Raw genomic sequence first — 15,617 nt, 5'->3', positions numbered from 1 at the left:
CTTCTTCGGCGGGCGCGCCATGGCGTCAGCGCGTCACCGCGGCTGCGTTTTCGCCGGGCCCGCGCCGGTGGGATCGCCGGCGGTGCAGATCGCGCCAAGGGTCTCGCCGGAGCGCGTCAGCGACGCCAGGGCGTACCCCGAGGCGGGCCCCTGCTGCTCGCGGCGGGCATGCTTCGCGCTGTCGGGCATCATGTCCTTGATGCACGGCTTGCCCGCTTCCACGCAGCGGTTCAGGATGGCGCCATACAGGGCCGGGTCCACGCTGGCATAGCGGCGCACCGGTTCGCGCTCGCTGGGCTGCTCGAGCTTGAGGTAGGCATCCCGCGTGAGCGCGCCGCCGCCGGCCTTGGCTGCCTTGACCCAGCGGTCGAATTCCTCGTTGCTGACGCCGTGGAACTTGAAGTACATGCCGGAGAAGCCCGCGCCGCTGTAGTTGGCGGAGATGCCTTCGTACACGCCGGGCGCGTTGATCACGGCATGAAGCTTGGTCTCCATGCCCGGCATGGCATAGACCTGCCCGGCCAGCGCGGGAATGAAGAAGGAGTTCATCACCGTGGCGGCCGTGAGCTTGAAGCGGATGGGCTGGTCCACCGGCGCCACCAGTTCGTTGACCGTGGCAATGCCTTGGTCCGGATACAGGAACAGCCACTTCCAGTCCAGCGCCACCACTTCGACGGTGAGCGGTTCCAGGCCGGTGGGCACGCCGCGCTCGGCGTCGATGCGGGACAGGGGCTGGTACGGGTCGAGCTTGTGCGTGCTGACCCAGGTGATCGCGCCCAGCGCGATGATGATGAGCAGCGGCGCGGACCAGATCACCAGTTCCAGCAAGGTGGAATGGTCCCAGTCCGGTTCGTAGGTGGCTGCGCGGTTGGAGGCGCGGTAGCGCCAGGCGAACAGCAGCGTCAGGATGATCACCGGCACGATGATCAGCAGCATCAGGCCGGTTGAGATGATGATTAAATCACGCTGCCGGACCGCAAGGTCACCCGACGGGGCCAGCAGCACGGCATTGCAACCTGTCAACAGCAAGGCAGCCGAAAGTAGCAAGATCCCGCGCATGACGTAGCGGGATGGCACTATCCGATTACGCAAATGCATAGCCGTCCAAGTGATCGTTGGAACGCCGGTGGGCTGGCATGGGCACCATCATACTGCTAGAACTAAACTTTCGAGAACTGCATATTTTCCTATGGCACTGTAGTCAAAGAAGTGCCATTCTTAAAGGAGTGTGGCACTACGACAAGGCCTGATGATGTCCGGCATCACTCAACAGCACGACCCGTCGTCAGCACCCTCGGCCCGTGAGGCCGCGCACCACGCCCATGTCGCGCCCGGCGAGATCGCCACGGGGGTGGTCATCGGCAGGGCTTCCGAATACTTCGATTTCTTCGTCTACGGCATCGCCTCGGTGCTGGTCTTCCCGGCGGTATTCTTCCCCTTCGTCGGGCGCCTCGAAGGCCTGTTGCTTTCCTTCACCGTTTTCTCCTTCGCGTTTATCGCGCGCCCCTTCGGCACCACGCTGTTCATGGTGATACAGCGGCGCTGGGGCCGCGGTGTCAAGCTCACCGCCGCCCTGTTCGCGCTCGGCACGGCGACGGCCGGCATCGCCTTCCTGCCCGGCTACGACACCCTCGGGCGCGAGTCCATCATCCTGCTGGCGTTCTTCCGCATCCTCCAGGGCATCGGCTTCGGCGGCTCGTGGGATGGCCTGCCTTCGCTGCTGGCGCTCAACGCGCCGCCGCAGCGGCGCGGCTGGTATTCGATGATGGGCCAGCTCGGCGCGCCGATCGGCTTCCTGATCGCGGGATCGCTGTTCCTGTTCCTGCGCGCGAACCTGGAGATCGAGGAATTCCTCGAATGGGGCTGGCGCTATCCGTTCTACGTGGCCTTCGCCATCAACGTGGTGGCGCTGTTCGCGCGGCTGCGCCTGGTGGTGACGCAGGAGTACACGGAACTCCTCGACGAAGGCGAGCTGGAGCCGATCAGCCCCATCGAGATCGCGCGTGACCAGGGCTACAACCTCTTCCTCGGCGCCTTCGCCGCGCTGGCGAGCTATGCGTTGTTCCACCTGGTGACGGTGTTCCCGCTGTCGTGGGTGGCCTTGCATGGCACGCAGGATGTCAACGACGTGCTGGTCGTGCAGATCATCGGCGCGGGCATCGCCATGCTGGGCACCATTGCCTCGGGGGTGATCGCCGACCGCATCGGCCGGCGCACCACGCTCGGGCTGATGGCCACGCTGATCGCCATCTTCAGCCTGTTCGCGCCGTTCCTGATGGGCGGCGGCGCGGGGCGGCAGGATATCTTCATCCTGGTCGGCTTCGGGTTGCTGGGGCTGTCCTACGGGCAGGCCGCGGGCGCGGTCACCTCGAACTTCGAAAGGCGCTTCCGCTATACCGGCGCGGCGCTCACCTCGGACTTCGCGTGGCTGTTCGGTGCCGCCTTCGCGCCGCTGGTGGCGCTGGGGCTGTCGGTCGAATTCGGCCTGGTGGCCGTGAGCGTCTACCTGCTGTCCGGCGCCGCGTGCACGCTGCTGGCACTGCGCGTCAACCGCTCGCTCGCCTCGCGCGACTGACGGCCGGGGCCGCCCCCCAGCCACCATGCCTGCGCGCAGCTACTGCTGAACCCGGAATCCCAGCCCGGGCGACAATACGGTCGTCTCGCCATCGCGCAGCTCGACCGTCGACAGCGCGCCGTTCGACATCGATTCCCTGGCGAACTCGGCGATATTGCGCACGCGCGCGGCCGGCACGCCACAGGCGCTCAGCCGCGCTTCGACTTGCACCGCATCCGCATCGGCCAGCACCGCGCATAGCGCCGCCTTGAGCGCGGCCGGATCGCGCGAGCGTACGAACGCCGGCAGGCCGTCGCGTTGCAGCGGCGGGTCGAACAGCGCCGGATCGCAGGCCAGGTGCCCGAGTTCGAGCGCTTCGAGCAATGCCAGCAATTGCCCCGGCGTGTTCGCCCCGATCGCCAGCCAGCCGTCCCGCGTGCGGAAGAAATCCGCCGACGGGCTGCCCGAGTATCCCTGGTTGCCCACGCGCGGCGGCGTCGTGCCGCGCGTGAGCGCGTCGCAGCTCATCGGGTACATCAGCTGCATGCCCGCGCTGGCCATCGAGATATCGAGCAGCATGCCGCGGCCCGTGCGTTCGCTCTCGCGCACGCCCGCGAGGATGGCGAACGCCGCCAGCAGCCCCGTGGCGGAATCGATGACGGGAAAGCCGGTCTTGATGGGCGGATCGCCCTCGCTGCCCGCCATGCAGGCCATGCCGGTGGCCGCCTGCACCACGTGATCGTAGGCCGGCCTGCCACTCCACCCTGTCGCGCCGCGCCCGAATCCGGAGATGCTGCAATAGACCACGCGCGGATTGAGCGCGCGCACGGCCTCGAAGCCCAGGCCGAAACGCTCGAGCACGCCGGGCCGCAGGTTGTCGACGAACACATCGCAGCGGGCGGCGCGCGCCAGCGCCTCGCGCTTGCCCGCCTCGCTGGCGAGGTCGAGGCTGAGCGATGCCTTGCCCGCGTTGAGCGCGACGAAGGCCTCGCGACCGCGCTCGGTGCGGCGCATGACATCGCCGCCGTTGGTGTTCTCCACCTTGGTCACGTCGGCCCCGAGACGGGCCAGCAGGAAGGTGGCGAAGGGGCCCGCGATGACGTGCGAAAAGTCGAGTACGCCGATGCCGGCGAGCGGGGTGAAACCGGTGCCGGCGGTGCTGGAATTGGCGGAATTGCTGGAATTGCCGGAATTGCTGGTGGTGTCGGGCATGTCTGGTCTCACTGGAGGGTGATGCGGTTCTTGTCGATCACCTGCCGCATGCGTGCGGTTTCCTCGGCGACCAGGCGGGAGAACGATGCAGGCGTGGGGCTCGGCTCGACGCTCGCGCCGGTGTCCACGTAGAAGCGCCGCAGGCCGGGATCCGCGAGCGCGCGCAGCGTCGCCGCGTGCAGGCGCGCCACCAGCGGCGCGGGAAGGCCCGCTGGCGCCCAGATGCCGGTCCATGCATCGAGCGCGAGATCGCCACGGCCCAGCGCTTCATTCAGCGTGGGCACCTGCGGCAGGGCCGCGCTGCGCTGCGCCGAGGTCAGCGCGAGCGCGCGCACCTTGCCGTTGGCGATCTGCGGCACCGCGGTGGTCGCCACCGGAAAGCCGAACTGCGTATCGCCCTTGACCAGCGACGGCACGATCTCCACCGAGCCCTTGTAGGGGATGTGGAGCACGTCGATGCCGGTGGCCGCCGCGAACGCCGCGCCGCAGATATGCGCGGCCGAGCCGACGCCGCCCGAAGCGTAGTTCAGCGTGCCCGGCGCGCGCCGCGCGGCGGCGACGAGGTCCCCGACCGTGCGATAGGGCGAGGCCGCGCTGACGATCAGCACCGCCGGGCTCGAGCCCGTGCGCGTGACATGGGTGAACGCCGCCGGATCGAATTTCGCGCCCGGCTGCAGCAGCTTCTGCGCCACGTGGGTGGAGGCGCCCAGCAGCAGGGTATAGCCGTCGGGCTGCTGCTGCGCCACGAACTCCGCCGCCAGGATGCCGCCCGCGCCGACGCGGTTCTCCACCACGATGGGCCGTCCAAGCTCCCGGCCCAGCACCTCGGCCAGCTTGCGGGCCTGGATATCGGGGCCGCCGCCGGCGGCGTACGGCACCACCAGCCGCACCGGGCGGGATGGATAGCTGTCGGCGGCAAGCGCGCCGGCAGGCCTGCCGGCGGCCGCCGCGAGGGGCAGCGCCAGCAGGGACTTCAGCAGCAGGCGGCGCGGCCGGCGTGGGGGCTCTTGCATCTCGGGTCTCCTTCATGGTTTTGCCCGATTGTGGCCGTGCCGAGTCATTCTGGACAATTATCCAGATTTGAAGATCCCATCACGAATGGTTATGGCCACGATTCCCCGCAACACCGCTCCGTCCGCCGCCCAGCCCAACCGTATCGACCGCCTGCGCATCCGCCATCTGCGGCTGCTGGACCTGGTCGCGCGCTCCGGCTCGCTGACGGCCGCCGCCGGATCGCTGCATATCAGCCAGCCGGCCGTGACCAAGATGCTGCAGGAACTGGAACAGGCATTCGGCTGCACCCTGATCGAACGCACCACGCGTGGCGGCCGCCTGAGCGCCGCCGGCGAACGCGCGCTTGAACGCCTGCGCATCGCGCTGGGCGCGCTGGACGCCGCCGGCGAAGCGCTCGCCACGCGCCCGGAGCTGCCACTGGTCAGGATCGGCGTGCTGCCGCTGGTCGGTGTCAACGTGCTGCCGCGGCTGGTCGCCAAGCTCAGCCGGCAAGGCACACTGCCGCGCCTGCAGGTGCGCGAGCACACCGTCAGCGGCCTGCTCGCCATGCTCGCGCGCGGCGAACTCGACTGCGCGGTCGGGCGGCTCGGCACCGGCGACGCGGAACACGCGCAGGCGCAGGGCGCGCAAGGGCTGGACATCGCCCCGCTGTGGGACGAACACCTGGCCATCGCCTGCGCGCCCGACCATCCGCTCGCAAGGCGGCGCGAGGTCAGCCTGGCCGCGCTGCACGAAAGCCCGTGGATCCTGCCGCCGCGCGGCACCCATACACGCGAGATCTTCGAGCAGCCGTTCCTCGACGACGGACAACTGCCGCCGGTGCCGCATATCGAGTCGATGTCTTTCCACACCAGCCTGTCGATGGTCGCCGGTAGCGGCTTCCTGGCGGTGGTGCCGGACAGCGCGGCGCGGCACTACGGCGCCATGTCGATGGTGCGCAAGGTGCGCCTGCGCGCACCGTTCCCGTCCGGCCGGATGGTCTTCATCACGCCGCGCCATGCCGCGGCGGCATCATCCGCGTCCCCCGCCATCACGCCGGCCGTGGCACTGATCGCCAGGGCCCTGCGCGAAGACGCGGCGGCGTAGTACACGCGCGCATAGCCGCGGCAGGCCCGTGCGACTATCATATGCCTCGCAAACCACCCGCTCCCGGCCCGCAACGCGTATCCGCCCGCCAGGCCCGAAGCAGCCTCACCTAGCGACGCCATCCATGGACACAAACCCCGACACCCCCTCGCGCCCCCCCATGCGCGCCCTCACCCAGCTCGAGGGACGCGTGCTGGCCGTGCTGCTGGAAAAGCAGCACACCGTGCCCGACACCTACCCGCTCTCGCTCAACGCGCTTACCGCCGGCTGCAACCAGAAGACCGCGCGCGCGCCGGTGATGAACGCCAGCGAAGACGAAGTGCTTACCGCCATCGACGGCCTCAAGCGCCTGAGCCTGGTGATGGAAGGCAGCAGCAGCCGCGTGCCGCGCTTCGAGCAGAACATGAAGCGCGTGCTCAATATTCCCAGCCAGTCCGTCGCGCTGCTTGCCACGCTGCTGCTGCGCGGCCCGCAGACCGCAGCCGAGTTGCGCCTGAACAGCGCGCGCCTGCACGCCTTCGCCGATATCTCGTCGGTCGAGGTCTTCCTCGACGAACTCGCCAGCGCCGAGCCGCCGCGCGTAGTCAGGCTGGCTCGCGCGCCCGGCGGACGCGAGCACCGCTGGATGCATCTGCTGTGCGGCGAGGTCAGCGTGGACGATGCCGCCGGCGCGCAGGGCGCCACCGAGGAAGCCATCCCGCCCTCCGAGTTCGAGGCGATGAAGGCCGAGCAGAAGGAACTGGCCGGAAAGGTGGCTCGCCTGCAGGCCATGCTCGAGCAGATGGCGGGCGAACTTGGCATTACGCTCGACAAGAACGGCCTTTGACGCAGTCCCGATCGCGGAGCCCTTGCACATGACCGACCCCAAGGCAGCAGACCTTTCCCAGCCACGCTTCGAAACCGGCCGCCCTCTGCTGATCGCAGGCCAGGCAGGACGCTTCACGCTGGAGACCAACGGCGGCATCCCGGCACTCTGGCAGCGCTTCATTCCGCAGATCGGCAAGGTGCCGGGCCAGGTGGGCTACGTGACCTACGGCGTTTGCTGCAATCCGGACGGACACGGCGGCTTTGAATACATTGCCGGCGTGGAAGTGGGCAGCCTGGACGGCCTGCAGGAGGCGTACCGCTGCATCGAGCTCGCGGCGCAGCACTACGCGGTGTTCACGCATGCGGGGCCGCTTTCGACGCTGGTCCAGACCTGCCTGGCAATCTGGCAGAAGTGGCTGCCAGCGTCCGGACTGGAGACGGCATGCGCACCGGACTTCGAGCGCTACAGCGCGGATTTCGATCCGGCCGCGGGCACCGGCGTGGTGGAGGTCTGGGTGCCGCTCAAAGCGCGGCCGGCGGCGGCGGCCTGACCCGCGGATGCGCGGCGCGCGCCCTCGGGTCCTGCTGCCTCCTTGCCCCTGTAATGTAGAGACTAATGTAGAGACAACTGTCCTTTCGCCACGGATCTGGACGCGGTGGCCGTGACATTGCGCTGCGGAGTGCGGAAAACGCCCCCGCGGCAGGTATCGCATGCGGCGCGTGCGCAACACACGCGCAATCCGGCCTGCAGACGAAGTAGACTAGAAGTCCCTGAGTTTCGCGGACATTGCGCTGTCACGATACTGTCTTGCGGAACCGGACATAATCTGGCGACCAGAAACGTGGAGGATCCCGACAATGCGCGTGACGATTCGCACCATTACGATTCCGGGAGGCAAGGGCCGCGCGGCCCTGCACAAGGCTGTCGTGTACATGACCACGGAGCAGGAAGCGGCGCCGCTGATGACGAGCGAGTGGAGCCAGCGCGAGCCCGAAGCCTTCATGGCGGCCCAGACCTGGGCCCGGCGCAACACCTATATCGTGTCCAACCCCCGCACCGGCACGTTCTACGGCAGTCCCGCCGGCCGCTAGCCAGGCACCGGCCGAATCCCCCCGCCGCCGGCTGATGCGCCCCGCAGGGCGCGGTAAAGGCAGCCCGTGGCATGACGGCTGCTCGTCGTTCCGACGCAAGCGCCTTCCCTGCGCTTAGCCCTTCTCCCCCCGCCCCCGACTTGATACGCACCGAAGGCCATCTGCTTTCCCGCGTCCGTATCGGTGATCCGCCAGCCCGCGGATCGCGCCGGATCTTGCGGGCAAGGCAGGCTTGGCGTACGCTGCCAGCCCCGCATCCCGCCAGGAATTCCGTCATGCCCGCCCCCAAGTCCGCCAGTTCGCTCGTCTATTCCACCGAGCACGGCCGCATGTGCCCGGGCTGCGGCAATGCGCTGGCGGCCTGCACCTGCGGCAAGGCGCAAACGGTCGCGCAGGGCGACGGCATCGTGCGGGTATCGCGGGAAACCAAGGGCCGCAAGGGCAAGGGAGTGACGCTGGTGCGCGGCGTGGTGCTGGCGCCGCTGGCGCTGGCCCAGCTCGGCAAGGAGCTGAAGGCCGCTTGCGGATCGGGCGGCACCGTCAAGGACGGCGTGATCGAGATCCAGGGCGATCACTGCGACACCGTGATCGCGAAACTGCGCCAGCAAGGCATGACCGTCAAGCGCGCGGGCGGCTGAGCCCGCCGGTCCTGCCGCCGGCCTTAGCGGTTGCGCTGCTGGTAGCGGATGCTGCCGTCCGGCTGGCGCTGCGGCACCACCGGGTTGCGCGAATTGCACACCGGGCAGCGGAACAGCAGGCCCTGGCCTTCATCCTTGATCGTCACATCCGCCTCTTCCCAGCGCGTGCGGCACGATTGGTTCTGGCAAGTAAAAGACATCTTCATTCTCCGAGATAGGCGCGGATCGTAGCATGCTCGCAGCGGCTCGCCGCGCGCGGGTCTCCCATCGATCTCTCATGGGCCTGTCACGCAGGGCGCCGATATGACAGACTGGCGCCGGTACACGCACACCCAGGCACGAGGAACCAGACCATGCAATTCCCCGAAGGCAATGCAGGCAGCGTCGAGCGCATCGATCCCATCGTGGCCATGCCGGCCCTGCAGCTATCGCGCGAGCTACATGCGCGCAGGCTCTCCAGCCGCGAAGTCATGCACGCCTACCTGGAGCATATCGCGCGGGTGAACCCGGCGGTCAATGCCATCGTGGCGCTGCGCGAGCGCGAGGTGCTCCTGCAGGAAGCCGACGCCTGCGACCAGGCGCTCGCGCAAGGGCGCTCCGCCGGCTGGATGCACGGCATGCCGCAGGCCCCCAAGGACCTGGCGGCCACGCGCGGCATCCGCACCACCTTCGGCTCGCCCATCTTCCGCGACAACGTGCCCACGGCCGATGCCATCGTGGTCGAACGCGCGCGCGCCGCCGGCGCGGTGCTGATCGGCAAGACCAACACCCCCGAGTTCGGCCTGGGCTCGCACACCTTCAACCCGGTCTACGGGGCCACCCGCAACCCCTACGACACCAGCCGCAGCGCCGGTGGCAGCAGCGGCGGCGCCGCGGCCGCCCTCGCCATGCGCATGCTGCCGGTGGCCGACGGCAGCGACTTCGGCGGCTCGCTGCGCAACCCGGCCGGCTTCTGCAACGTGTACGGCATGCGCCCCTCGGCCGGGCGCGTGCCCTACGGCCCCGGCCCCGAGCTTTTCCTGCCGCAGCTTGGCACCGAAGGCCCGATGGCACGCACCGTGGCCGATCTCGCGCTGCTGCTCGCCACCCAGTCCGGCGCGGACGCGCGCACGCCGCAGGCGCTGCCGCAAGACCCCGAACTGGCCGCGCTGACGCCGGACAACGTCGCCGGCGCCCTGTCGGCGGACCTCAAAGGCAAGCGCGTGGCCTGGCTCGGCGACTGGGACGGCTACCTGCCGATGGAGGCCGGCATCCTGGCGCTGTGCGAAGACGCGCTCAAGGCCTTCCCCGCGTTCGGCGTGGCGGTGGAGGCCATCGCCGCGCCGTTCCCGCCCGCGCAGCTGTGGCAGGTCTGGCTGGCGCACCGTCACTTCCTGGTGGGCCACGGCCTGCTTCCCCACTACCAGGACCCGGCCCGGCGCGCCTTGCTCAAGCCCGAGGCAATCTGGGAAATCGAAGGCGCGCTCAAGCTCGGCGCCGCCGATATCCATGCCGCCAGCGTGGCGCGCAGCGCCTGGTACCAGGCGCTGCTCGGCGTGTTCGGGACGTTCGACTACATCGCGGTGCCAACGGCACAAGTGTTTCCCTTCGACGTAAACGCGACCTGGCCGAAGCAGATAGCGGGACGCGCGATGGATACGTATCACCGCTGGATGGAGGTGGTCTGTCCCTGGACGCTGTCGGGATGCCCGGTGGTCAGCTTGCCGGTGGGATTCGGCGCCGAGGGATTGCCGATGGGCATGCAGCTGATCGGCAGGCCGCGCGGCGATCTCTCCGTGCTGCGCGCCGCGCGCGCCTACGAGCAGGAGCGGGACTGGGTCGGCGGGCACTTGCCGCGCGCCTTGCTGGGGTAAGGGACACTGTCGAGACGATCGAAGTCATCGAAGCGAAGCTACCGAAGCGAAGTTATCGAAATGATCGACACCATCGGACGGCCGGCGGCTTCCCGCCCTTGCATTTGTTGACATTGCCCTCGTGCATCGCGCCTAGAATCCTGCGCTAATCACGAAGGGCATCCCTATGCGAACCGACCGAACCAGACTGCTGGGCTATCTCGCGCTGTGCATGGTGGCGTTCGCGCTGCTCACCGTGCTGTGCGTCACGCTGCAGGACGAAAACGAACGGCGCGCCGCGCGCAAGGTCCGGCAGATGGATGGCCGCGTTGCCGCACAGGCCGCGCAGGCCTCGCAGGGGCAGGAGCCGCGCACCGGCATGGCCACGGCGGCGCGCTGAGCCTGTCCCCCGAAGCCCGGCGGCTCAGGCGGGCAGCACGATCGTAAACGTCGCGCCCGCCCCGGCCGCGCTGGCCAGGCGCACCTCGCCGCCGTGCCGCTCCACCACCGTCTTCACGAACACCAGCCCCAGCCCGCTGCCAGCGGGCGCATCGCGCTCGTTGTCGCGCAGCCGCGCGAAGGGCTGGAACAGGCGGCCCTGGTCTTCCACGGCAATACCCCGGCCCTGGTCGGCCACGTCGATCGCCAGGCCCTGCGGCACGCGGTACAGCCTGACCGTGACCGTGCTGCGCGGCGGGCTGAACTTGATGGCGTTGCTCACCAGGTTGGCGATCGCGCGCACCAGCAGCACGGGCTCGGCCGTCACGATGGCCTGCTCTTCCTCCAACGCCAGGCGCAGCTCGATGCGCGCGGTGCTGGCCAGCGCCCACAACTCGTCGGTGGCGTCCAGCACCACGCCGGCGAGGTCGACCTCGATGAAGTTCAGGTGCGGCGCCTCGGCCCGGGCCAGGCGGATGAAGTCGTCGGCCAGCTCCAGCGTGCGGCTGGCGTAGTCACCGATGCGGGCCAGCAGCGCCGCTTGCGGCAGCGCGCGGCCGGCTTCGTGCTGCAGCTCGATCAGGGCGAGGATGGAGGCTTGCGGCGAGCGCATGTCGTGCGAGATGAAGCGCAGCGATTCCTCGCGGCGGCGCTCGGCCATGCGTACCTGGGTGATGTCGATTACGCTGATGATGAGGCCGGCCACGCCACCGGTGTCGCTGCGCAGCGGCGCGCCGCGCAGCAGCATGGGATGCTGGTCGCGCGCTTCCAGCTCCACGCCGGGCGGGGCCTGGACCGGCTGGGCCGGCGCGCTGTCGCCGCCGGGCCAGGCGCTGCGCAACTGTTCCCAGTAGTCGTGGCCGGCCTTGGGCTGCGCGAACACCTCGTCGATCATCTCGCCGATGCGCGGGCGCGGCGCCGCCGCATCGGCCAGCGTCGCAAGCGTGCGCGGCGCCAGCAGCAAGCCACGCCGGTTGGCCAGCAGCACGCGTCCGGCCGGATCGCAGATCACGGTGGCCTCGGGCAGGCCTTCCAGCCCGTCGGAGAGGAACTGCCGCAGGTCGCGCAGGCGCGTGGTCATGCGATAGACCGCCCGCATGCGCGTATCGAGGTTGCGGCCCCGCGCCCCGGCGGCCTCGCCCTCGTCCGTCTCCATCGCCAGCAGGCCGGGTTCCCGCTCCAGCTGCGCCAGTTCATCGGTGAGGAATTGCAGCGCCGCTTCCTGCCGGCGCCAGCTCCACAGCGGGTACAGCAGGGCGCAGCCCGCCATGGCGCTGACCGGCGCGAACCACAGGTGGCCGAGCACCACCAGCAGCAGGCTCGCACCCAGCGTGCCACCGAGCAGCCCCGCGGTCACCAGCAGCGCATTGCGCGGGGTAAGCATCAGCGCGGCCAGCGCCGCCAGCAGCACCGGCAGCAGCGTGCCGAGCCAGAACCATGGCGCCGGCAGGGCCACGATGGCGCTGTCGCGCTGGAGCGTCTGCATGGCATTGGCGATGATCTCCACGCCGCTCATGCCGTGGCCGTCGCGCGAGGCAGGAGTGGGGTACACATCGCCGAGTCCGCTGGCGGTGGCACCGACCAGCACGGCCTTGCCGTGGAAGAAGCCGGGCGGCAGCTTGCCGTCGAGCACCGGCACCTGGCGGAACGTGCCGGGCGGGCCGGCGAAAGGAATGCGCAAGCGATAGCGATGCAGCCAGCCATCGGCGTCCGGCGCATCCTGCTGCTGATCATGCCGGTAGCCGGACACGGGCCGCGGCGGACGGCCGAAGCCGACCATCGCGGCGGAAAAGTGATCGAGCAACTGGCCCGGCAGCCCTTCCTGAAGGAATACCTGGCGCGCGACGCCGTCCAGGTCCACCGCGATATTGATATGGCCCACCGCGCTGCCCAGGCCGGTCAGCGGATAGCGCACCTGCAGGCCGCCCTGCCCGGGCTCCGCCAGCGCGGGCAGCACCACGTTGCCGGCGCGCGCCATGCTCAGCGCCAGCGCGCGGTCGTCCCCGGGGTGCAGCAGGTCGGGCTCGGAGAGGATCACGTCGACACCGATCACGCGCGGCACGCCGGCGGCGATATGGTCGATCAGGCTGGCCAGCACGTGGCGCCGCCACGGCCAGCGGCCGATGGCGGAGATCCCGGGATCGTCGATGGCGACGATGACGATGTCGTCGCCGGGCGCGTGGTGCTGGGCCGCGACGGCAAGGTCGTAGACCGCCTTGTCGGCGCGCTCGCTCCAGCCGCGCACGGCGCAGGCCACCACCAGCGCCAGCACCGCCGCGCCCAGCAAGGCCCACTCGACCAGCGTGCGGCGCTGGTAGCCGGCCAGCAGACGCGCCTGCAGGCGGCCCAGCGTGCGGGCGCGCGCCGCCGGTTGCGCCAGTTCAGTCGGCACGGTTGAGCAGGCCTGCGCCGGTGCTCACCGGCTGGCCTTGTGCGTCGCGCACGTACTGCATCACTTCGATGCGCTGGGGCGGGGAAAAATGCGGCCCGGCGGCAGTGGCGGAAGTGGTGGCTGTGGCGGCGCCAGGGCTCTCGCGTCCCACGCGCACGAAGTAGCTGCCGCTGCCCGGGCGCGGCAGGCGCGCCTCGTTGGTCTCGCTGCGCACGTCCGCCACGATGCGGGTGAAAGCCGCGTCGGACGCCATCTGCAGCCGGTAGGCCTGGGCCGCGCCGCCTGCGCCACCGGCGGCCGCGGCCGGCCATGCGATGCGCAGGGTGTCGCCGCCATCGTCTTCCAGGCGCGGCTGCGGCGGCGACGGCTCCTGCGCGAACGCCACCGGCTCGCCCCAGGGCCCCGGCTGGCCGGCCGCATCGACGGACCGCACGCGCCACCACCAGCGCCCCGGCGCCAGCGGCCGGCTGGCCGCGGGCGCGGCCGCGCGCGCCTGCACGGCGCCCTGGCTGAAGTCCGCGTCGGCGGCCACCTCGAATTCGTACTGCGCGGCGCCGGCGACCTCGGCCCAGCTGAAGCGGGTTTCTTCGCCGTAGGCCGTGCCGTCGCGCTCGGGCGCGAGCGTGAACGGCGCCGGCGGACTGAGCCGCACCACCAGCGGCGCCACCGTGGCGGCACCGCCGAGCTGGCGCGCGTCCAGCGCGCTGACGCCCAGGTAGAGCGTGCCTTCGGGCAGGTCCTGCAGCCCGGCCTCGGCGCGACGCACCAGCTGCGAGGACAGCAGTTCCGTTTGCTCGGCATCGCGCGAGACCACCACCCGATAGGCAGCTGCCTTGTCCACCGGCGTCCAGCCAACCGTGACGCGGCTCGCCAGCAACGGCGACGGCAATGGCGACAGCGCCGGCGCGGGCAACAGCGCGGCCGGCCGCGCCAGCACGCCGGCGGCCGATACGCTGACGCCGTAGCCGGCCACCACGGCGGCCTGCTGGCCGCGCCGCGAGCGGGCCTGCACGCGGCCCTCCAGCACCGCGCCCTGGCTGGCGCCGTCCGCCGTGCCGACGCGAAAGCGCGTGCCACGCACGCCGGTCACCAGCGACGGCGTGCGGATCTCGTAGCGTCCCACGCCGGTGCCGCGCGGCGCCACGCGGGAATCCACCTCGCCCCGCCCGACGCCGATCACGGTGTCGGTCAGCCCGCTGCGTGCGAACACGCGCAGGCGCCGGACCTCCACCGCGGAGCCCGGCGGCACGCTGATACGCGAGCCATCGGCCAGTTCGATGGTGAGCGCGGCGCCGGCATCGGTTTCCAGGCGCGCGCCCTCGGCCAGCGTCATGCCGGCCTGCAGCGCGCGGCCATCGGCGCGCGCCGCGCCGGTGACGAACACCACGCGCGCGCTGCCGGCGGCAACCGGAATGCGCGCCAGCGGAATGCGCAGGCGCATGCCGGGCGGCAGGCGGTACGGGTCCGCCACCCGGTTCAGCGCCTGCAGCTCATGCCAGCCGCCGGGACTGTCCATGAACTGCCCGGCCACGCCGATCAGGGTGTCGCCCGGGCGCACCAGGTAGATGAAATCCGCGCCGTCCGCGCCCGCGGCCTGCGCCGCCACGCCGCCCGGCCAGCCCGCGGCGACAATCGCAAGCAAGCCGGCCAGCCCGGCCGCGCCCGTCGCCCCGAGCGCCTTGCCCACGCGCGGCATGCGATGGCCTTCCATGCCGCGCCCGATACTGCGCCGCGCACCGCCCGGCATGCCGCCGGCTACCATGTCTGACCACTTCATAGACTCAGTCTTCCTGCTTGTCGCCATCTGCCGTGGCCTCGAAGCGATAGCCATGCGAATACACCGAGGTCAGGCGCACGCCGTTCTCCGGCCGCAGCGCCAGCTTGATGCGCAGGCGCGAGATATGCGTGTCGAGCGTGCGCGAGCCCGCGCCGATGGCGCGGCCCCACACGGCCTGCTCCGCCACCTCGCGCGATACCAGGCGCCCCAGGTTGCGGAACAGGAACAGGGCCAGGTCGAACTCGCGCGGCGAGACCTCGGCCTTGGCGCCGCCCACTTCCACCGTGCGCGCCTGCGTGTCGACCCGGTAGCTGCCCACGTGGAGCACCGCGTTGTCCTGCTCTGCCTGCGGATAGGTGCGGCGCAGCAGCGCGGATACGCGCGCCACCAGTTCGGCGCGGCGGATCGGCTTGATCATGTAGTCGTCGGCACCCGCGCCCAGTCCCGCGACGATGTCCTCCTCCAGCGAGCGGCTGGTGAGAAACAGGATGGGCGGATTGCGCCCGGAGTTCTGCCGCACCCAGGTGACCACCTCGAAGCCGCTGGTATCGGGCAGTTGCCAGTCCACCACCAGCAGGTCGAACGACTTCTCGCGCAGCGCCCGCAGGAAACTGCCGCCACTGGCGAAGCATTCGCACTGATGGCCGGCCGAGTTCAGGATCTGCTGGATCAGCTCGGCCTGGCTCTTGTCGTCTTCCACCGAAGCTATTTTCATACCTACCTCTATACGCGCCGCGTGCGCCCGGCGCCGCAGCGGCAAACATACGAACCGGCG

General features: G+C 70.2%; 15 protein-coding genes. 8 read left to right on the top strand and 7 right to left on the bottom strand.

Features of this window, described 5'->3' with window-relative positions:
• Nucleotides 1-33: 33 nt before the first annotated feature.
• A complete protein-coding gene (gene cyoA, locus AB4Z48_RS01205; RefSeq protein WP_441611998.1) occupies nucleotides 34-1,059 on the bottom strand; it encodes a ubiquinol oxidase subunit II in 1,026 nt (341 codons plus the stop codon).
• Nucleotides 1,060-1,252: 193 nt separating this feature from the next.
• Between cyoA and AB4Z48_RS01200 the strand changes: the two genes are divergently transcribed.
• Nucleotides 1,253-2,575 (top strand): MFS transporter, encoded by a 1,323-nt coding sequence (locus tag AB4Z48_RS01200; RefSeq protein ID WP_441612266.1) that lies wholly within the window; start codon nucleotides 1,253-1,255, stop codon nucleotides 2,573-2,575.
• 39 nt (nucleotides 2,576-2,614) lie between these two features.
• On the opposite strand, the gene AB4Z48_RS01195 is transcribed toward AB4Z48_RS01200, so the two are convergent.
• Together AB4Z48_RS01195 and AB4Z48_RS01190 are read right to left on the bottom strand one after the other, a co-directional pair.
• The gene (locus tag AB4Z48_RS01195) at nucleotides 2,615-3,766 is read right to left on the bottom strand and encodes a CoA transferase (RefSeq protein WP_441611997.1); all 1,152 of its coding nucleotides are present in this window, start codon (nucleotides 3,764-3,766) and stop codon (nucleotides 2,615-2,617) included.
• Between the two features lie 8 nt (nucleotides 3,767-3,774).
• Nucleotides 3,775-4,779, bottom strand: a complete 1,005-nt coding sequence (locus AB4Z48_RS01190) for a tripartite tricarboxylate transporter substrate binding protein (RefSeq protein ID WP_441611996.1) — start codon at nucleotides 4,777-4,779, stop codon at nucleotides 3,775-3,777.
• Nucleotides 4,780-4,870: 91 nt separating this feature from the next.
• On the opposite strand from AB4Z48_RS01190, the gene AB4Z48_RS01185 reads away from it, so the two are divergent.
• The 5 genes from AB4Z48_RS01185 (at nucleotide 4,871) to AB4Z48_RS01165 (ending at nucleotide 8,403) form a co-directional block, all read left to right on the top strand.
• Nucleotides 4,871-5,866 carry a LysR family transcriptional regulator gene (locus tag AB4Z48_RS01185; RefSeq protein ID WP_441611995.1) on the top strand — a complete coding sequence of 332 codons (996 nt, stop codon included), beginning with the start codon at nucleotides 4,871-4,873 and terminating at the stop codon, nucleotides 5,864-5,866.
• Between the two features lie 124 nt (nucleotides 5,867-5,990).
• The gene (locus tag AB4Z48_RS01180) at nucleotides 5,991-6,692 is read left to right on the top strand and encodes a YceH family protein (protein ID WP_441611994.1); all 702 of its coding nucleotides are present in this window, start codon (nucleotides 5,991-5,993) and stop codon (nucleotides 6,690-6,692) included.
• A 28-nt stretch (nucleotides 6,693-6,720) separates the two neighbouring features.
• Nucleotides 6,721-7,224, top strand: a complete 504-nt coding sequence (locus AB4Z48_RS01175) for a GyrI-like domain-containing protein (RefSeq protein ID WP_441611993.1) — start codon at nucleotides 6,721-6,723, stop codon at nucleotides 7,222-7,224.
• A gap of 307 nt (nucleotides 7,225-7,531) precedes the next feature.
• Complete coding sequence (locus AB4Z48_RS01170; RefSeq protein WP_441611992.1) at nucleotides 7,532-7,765, top strand: CDP-diacylglycerol pyrophosphatase; 234 nt, start codon at nucleotides 7,532-7,534, stop codon at nucleotides 7,763-7,765.
• Nucleotides 7,766-8,040: 275 nt separating this feature from the next.
• Nucleotides 8,041-8,403 (top strand): translation initiation factor Sui1, encoded by a 363-nt coding sequence (locus AB4Z48_RS01165; protein ID WP_441611991.1) that lies wholly within the window; start codon nucleotides 8,041-8,043, stop codon nucleotides 8,401-8,403.
• A gap of 23 nt (nucleotides 8,404-8,426) precedes the next feature.
• Here AB4Z48_RS01165 and AB4Z48_RS01160 read toward each other — a convergent pair whose 3' ends face one another.
• Nucleotides 8,427-8,603, bottom strand: coding sequence for a hypothetical protein (locus tag AB4Z48_RS01160; protein WP_441611990.1), 177 nt, complete (start codon nucleotides 8,601-8,603; stop codon nucleotides 8,427-8,429).
• A gap of 153 nt (nucleotides 8,604-8,756) precedes the next feature.
• Between AB4Z48_RS01160 and AB4Z48_RS01155 the strand changes: the two genes are divergently transcribed.
• Together AB4Z48_RS01155 and AB4Z48_RS01150 are read left to right on the top strand one after the other, a co-directional pair.
• The gene (locus AB4Z48_RS01155; RefSeq protein WP_441611989.1) at nucleotides 8,757-10,256 is read left to right on the top strand and encodes an amidase; all 1,500 of its coding nucleotides are present in this window, start codon (nucleotides 8,757-8,759) and stop codon (nucleotides 10,254-10,256) included.
• 166 nt (nucleotides 10,257-10,422) lie between these two features.
• Nucleotides 10,423-10,635 (top strand): hypothetical protein, encoded by a 213-nt coding sequence (locus AB4Z48_RS01150; protein WP_441611988.1) that lies wholly within the window; start codon nucleotides 10,423-10,425, stop codon nucleotides 10,633-10,635.
• A gap of 24 nt (nucleotides 10,636-10,659) precedes the next feature.
• Here AB4Z48_RS01150 and AB4Z48_RS01145 read toward each other — a convergent pair whose 3' ends face one another.
• Genes AB4Z48_RS01145 through AB4Z48_RS01135 form a run of 3 tightly spaced genes read right to left on the bottom strand, consistent with a single transcriptional unit; the run spans nucleotide 10,660 to nucleotide 15,557 of the window.
• On the bottom strand, nucleotides 10,660-13,065 hold the full coding sequence (locus AB4Z48_RS01145) for a CHASE2 domain-containing protein (RefSeq protein ID WP_441611987.1): 2,406 nt from the start codon (nucleotides 13,063-13,065) through the stop codon (nucleotides 10,660-10,662).
• Complete coding sequence (locus tag AB4Z48_RS01140; RefSeq protein WP_441611986.1) at nucleotides 13,055-14,842, bottom strand: FecR domain-containing protein; 1,788 nt, start codon at nucleotides 14,840-14,842, stop codon at nucleotides 13,055-13,057. The genes AB4Z48_RS01145 and AB4Z48_RS01140 overlap by 11 nt, the downstream gene beginning before the upstream one ends.
• A 4-nt stretch (nucleotides 14,843-14,846) precedes the next feature.
• Nucleotides 14,847-15,557 (bottom strand): response regulator transcription factor, encoded by a 711-nt coding sequence (locus AB4Z48_RS01135; RefSeq protein WP_441611985.1) that lies wholly within the window; start codon nucleotides 15,555-15,557, stop codon nucleotides 14,847-14,849.
• Nucleotides 15,558-15,617 lie beyond the last annotated feature (60 nt).

This window comes from Cupriavidus sp. 2TAF22, assembly GCF_052115045.1.
GTDB lineage: Bacteria > Pseudomonadota > Gammaproteobacteria > Burkholderiales > Burkholderiaceae > Cupriavidus.
The sequence above is the reverse complement of the archived record's forward strand: the minus strand, read 5'-3'. Positions and strand labels throughout refer to the sequence as shown.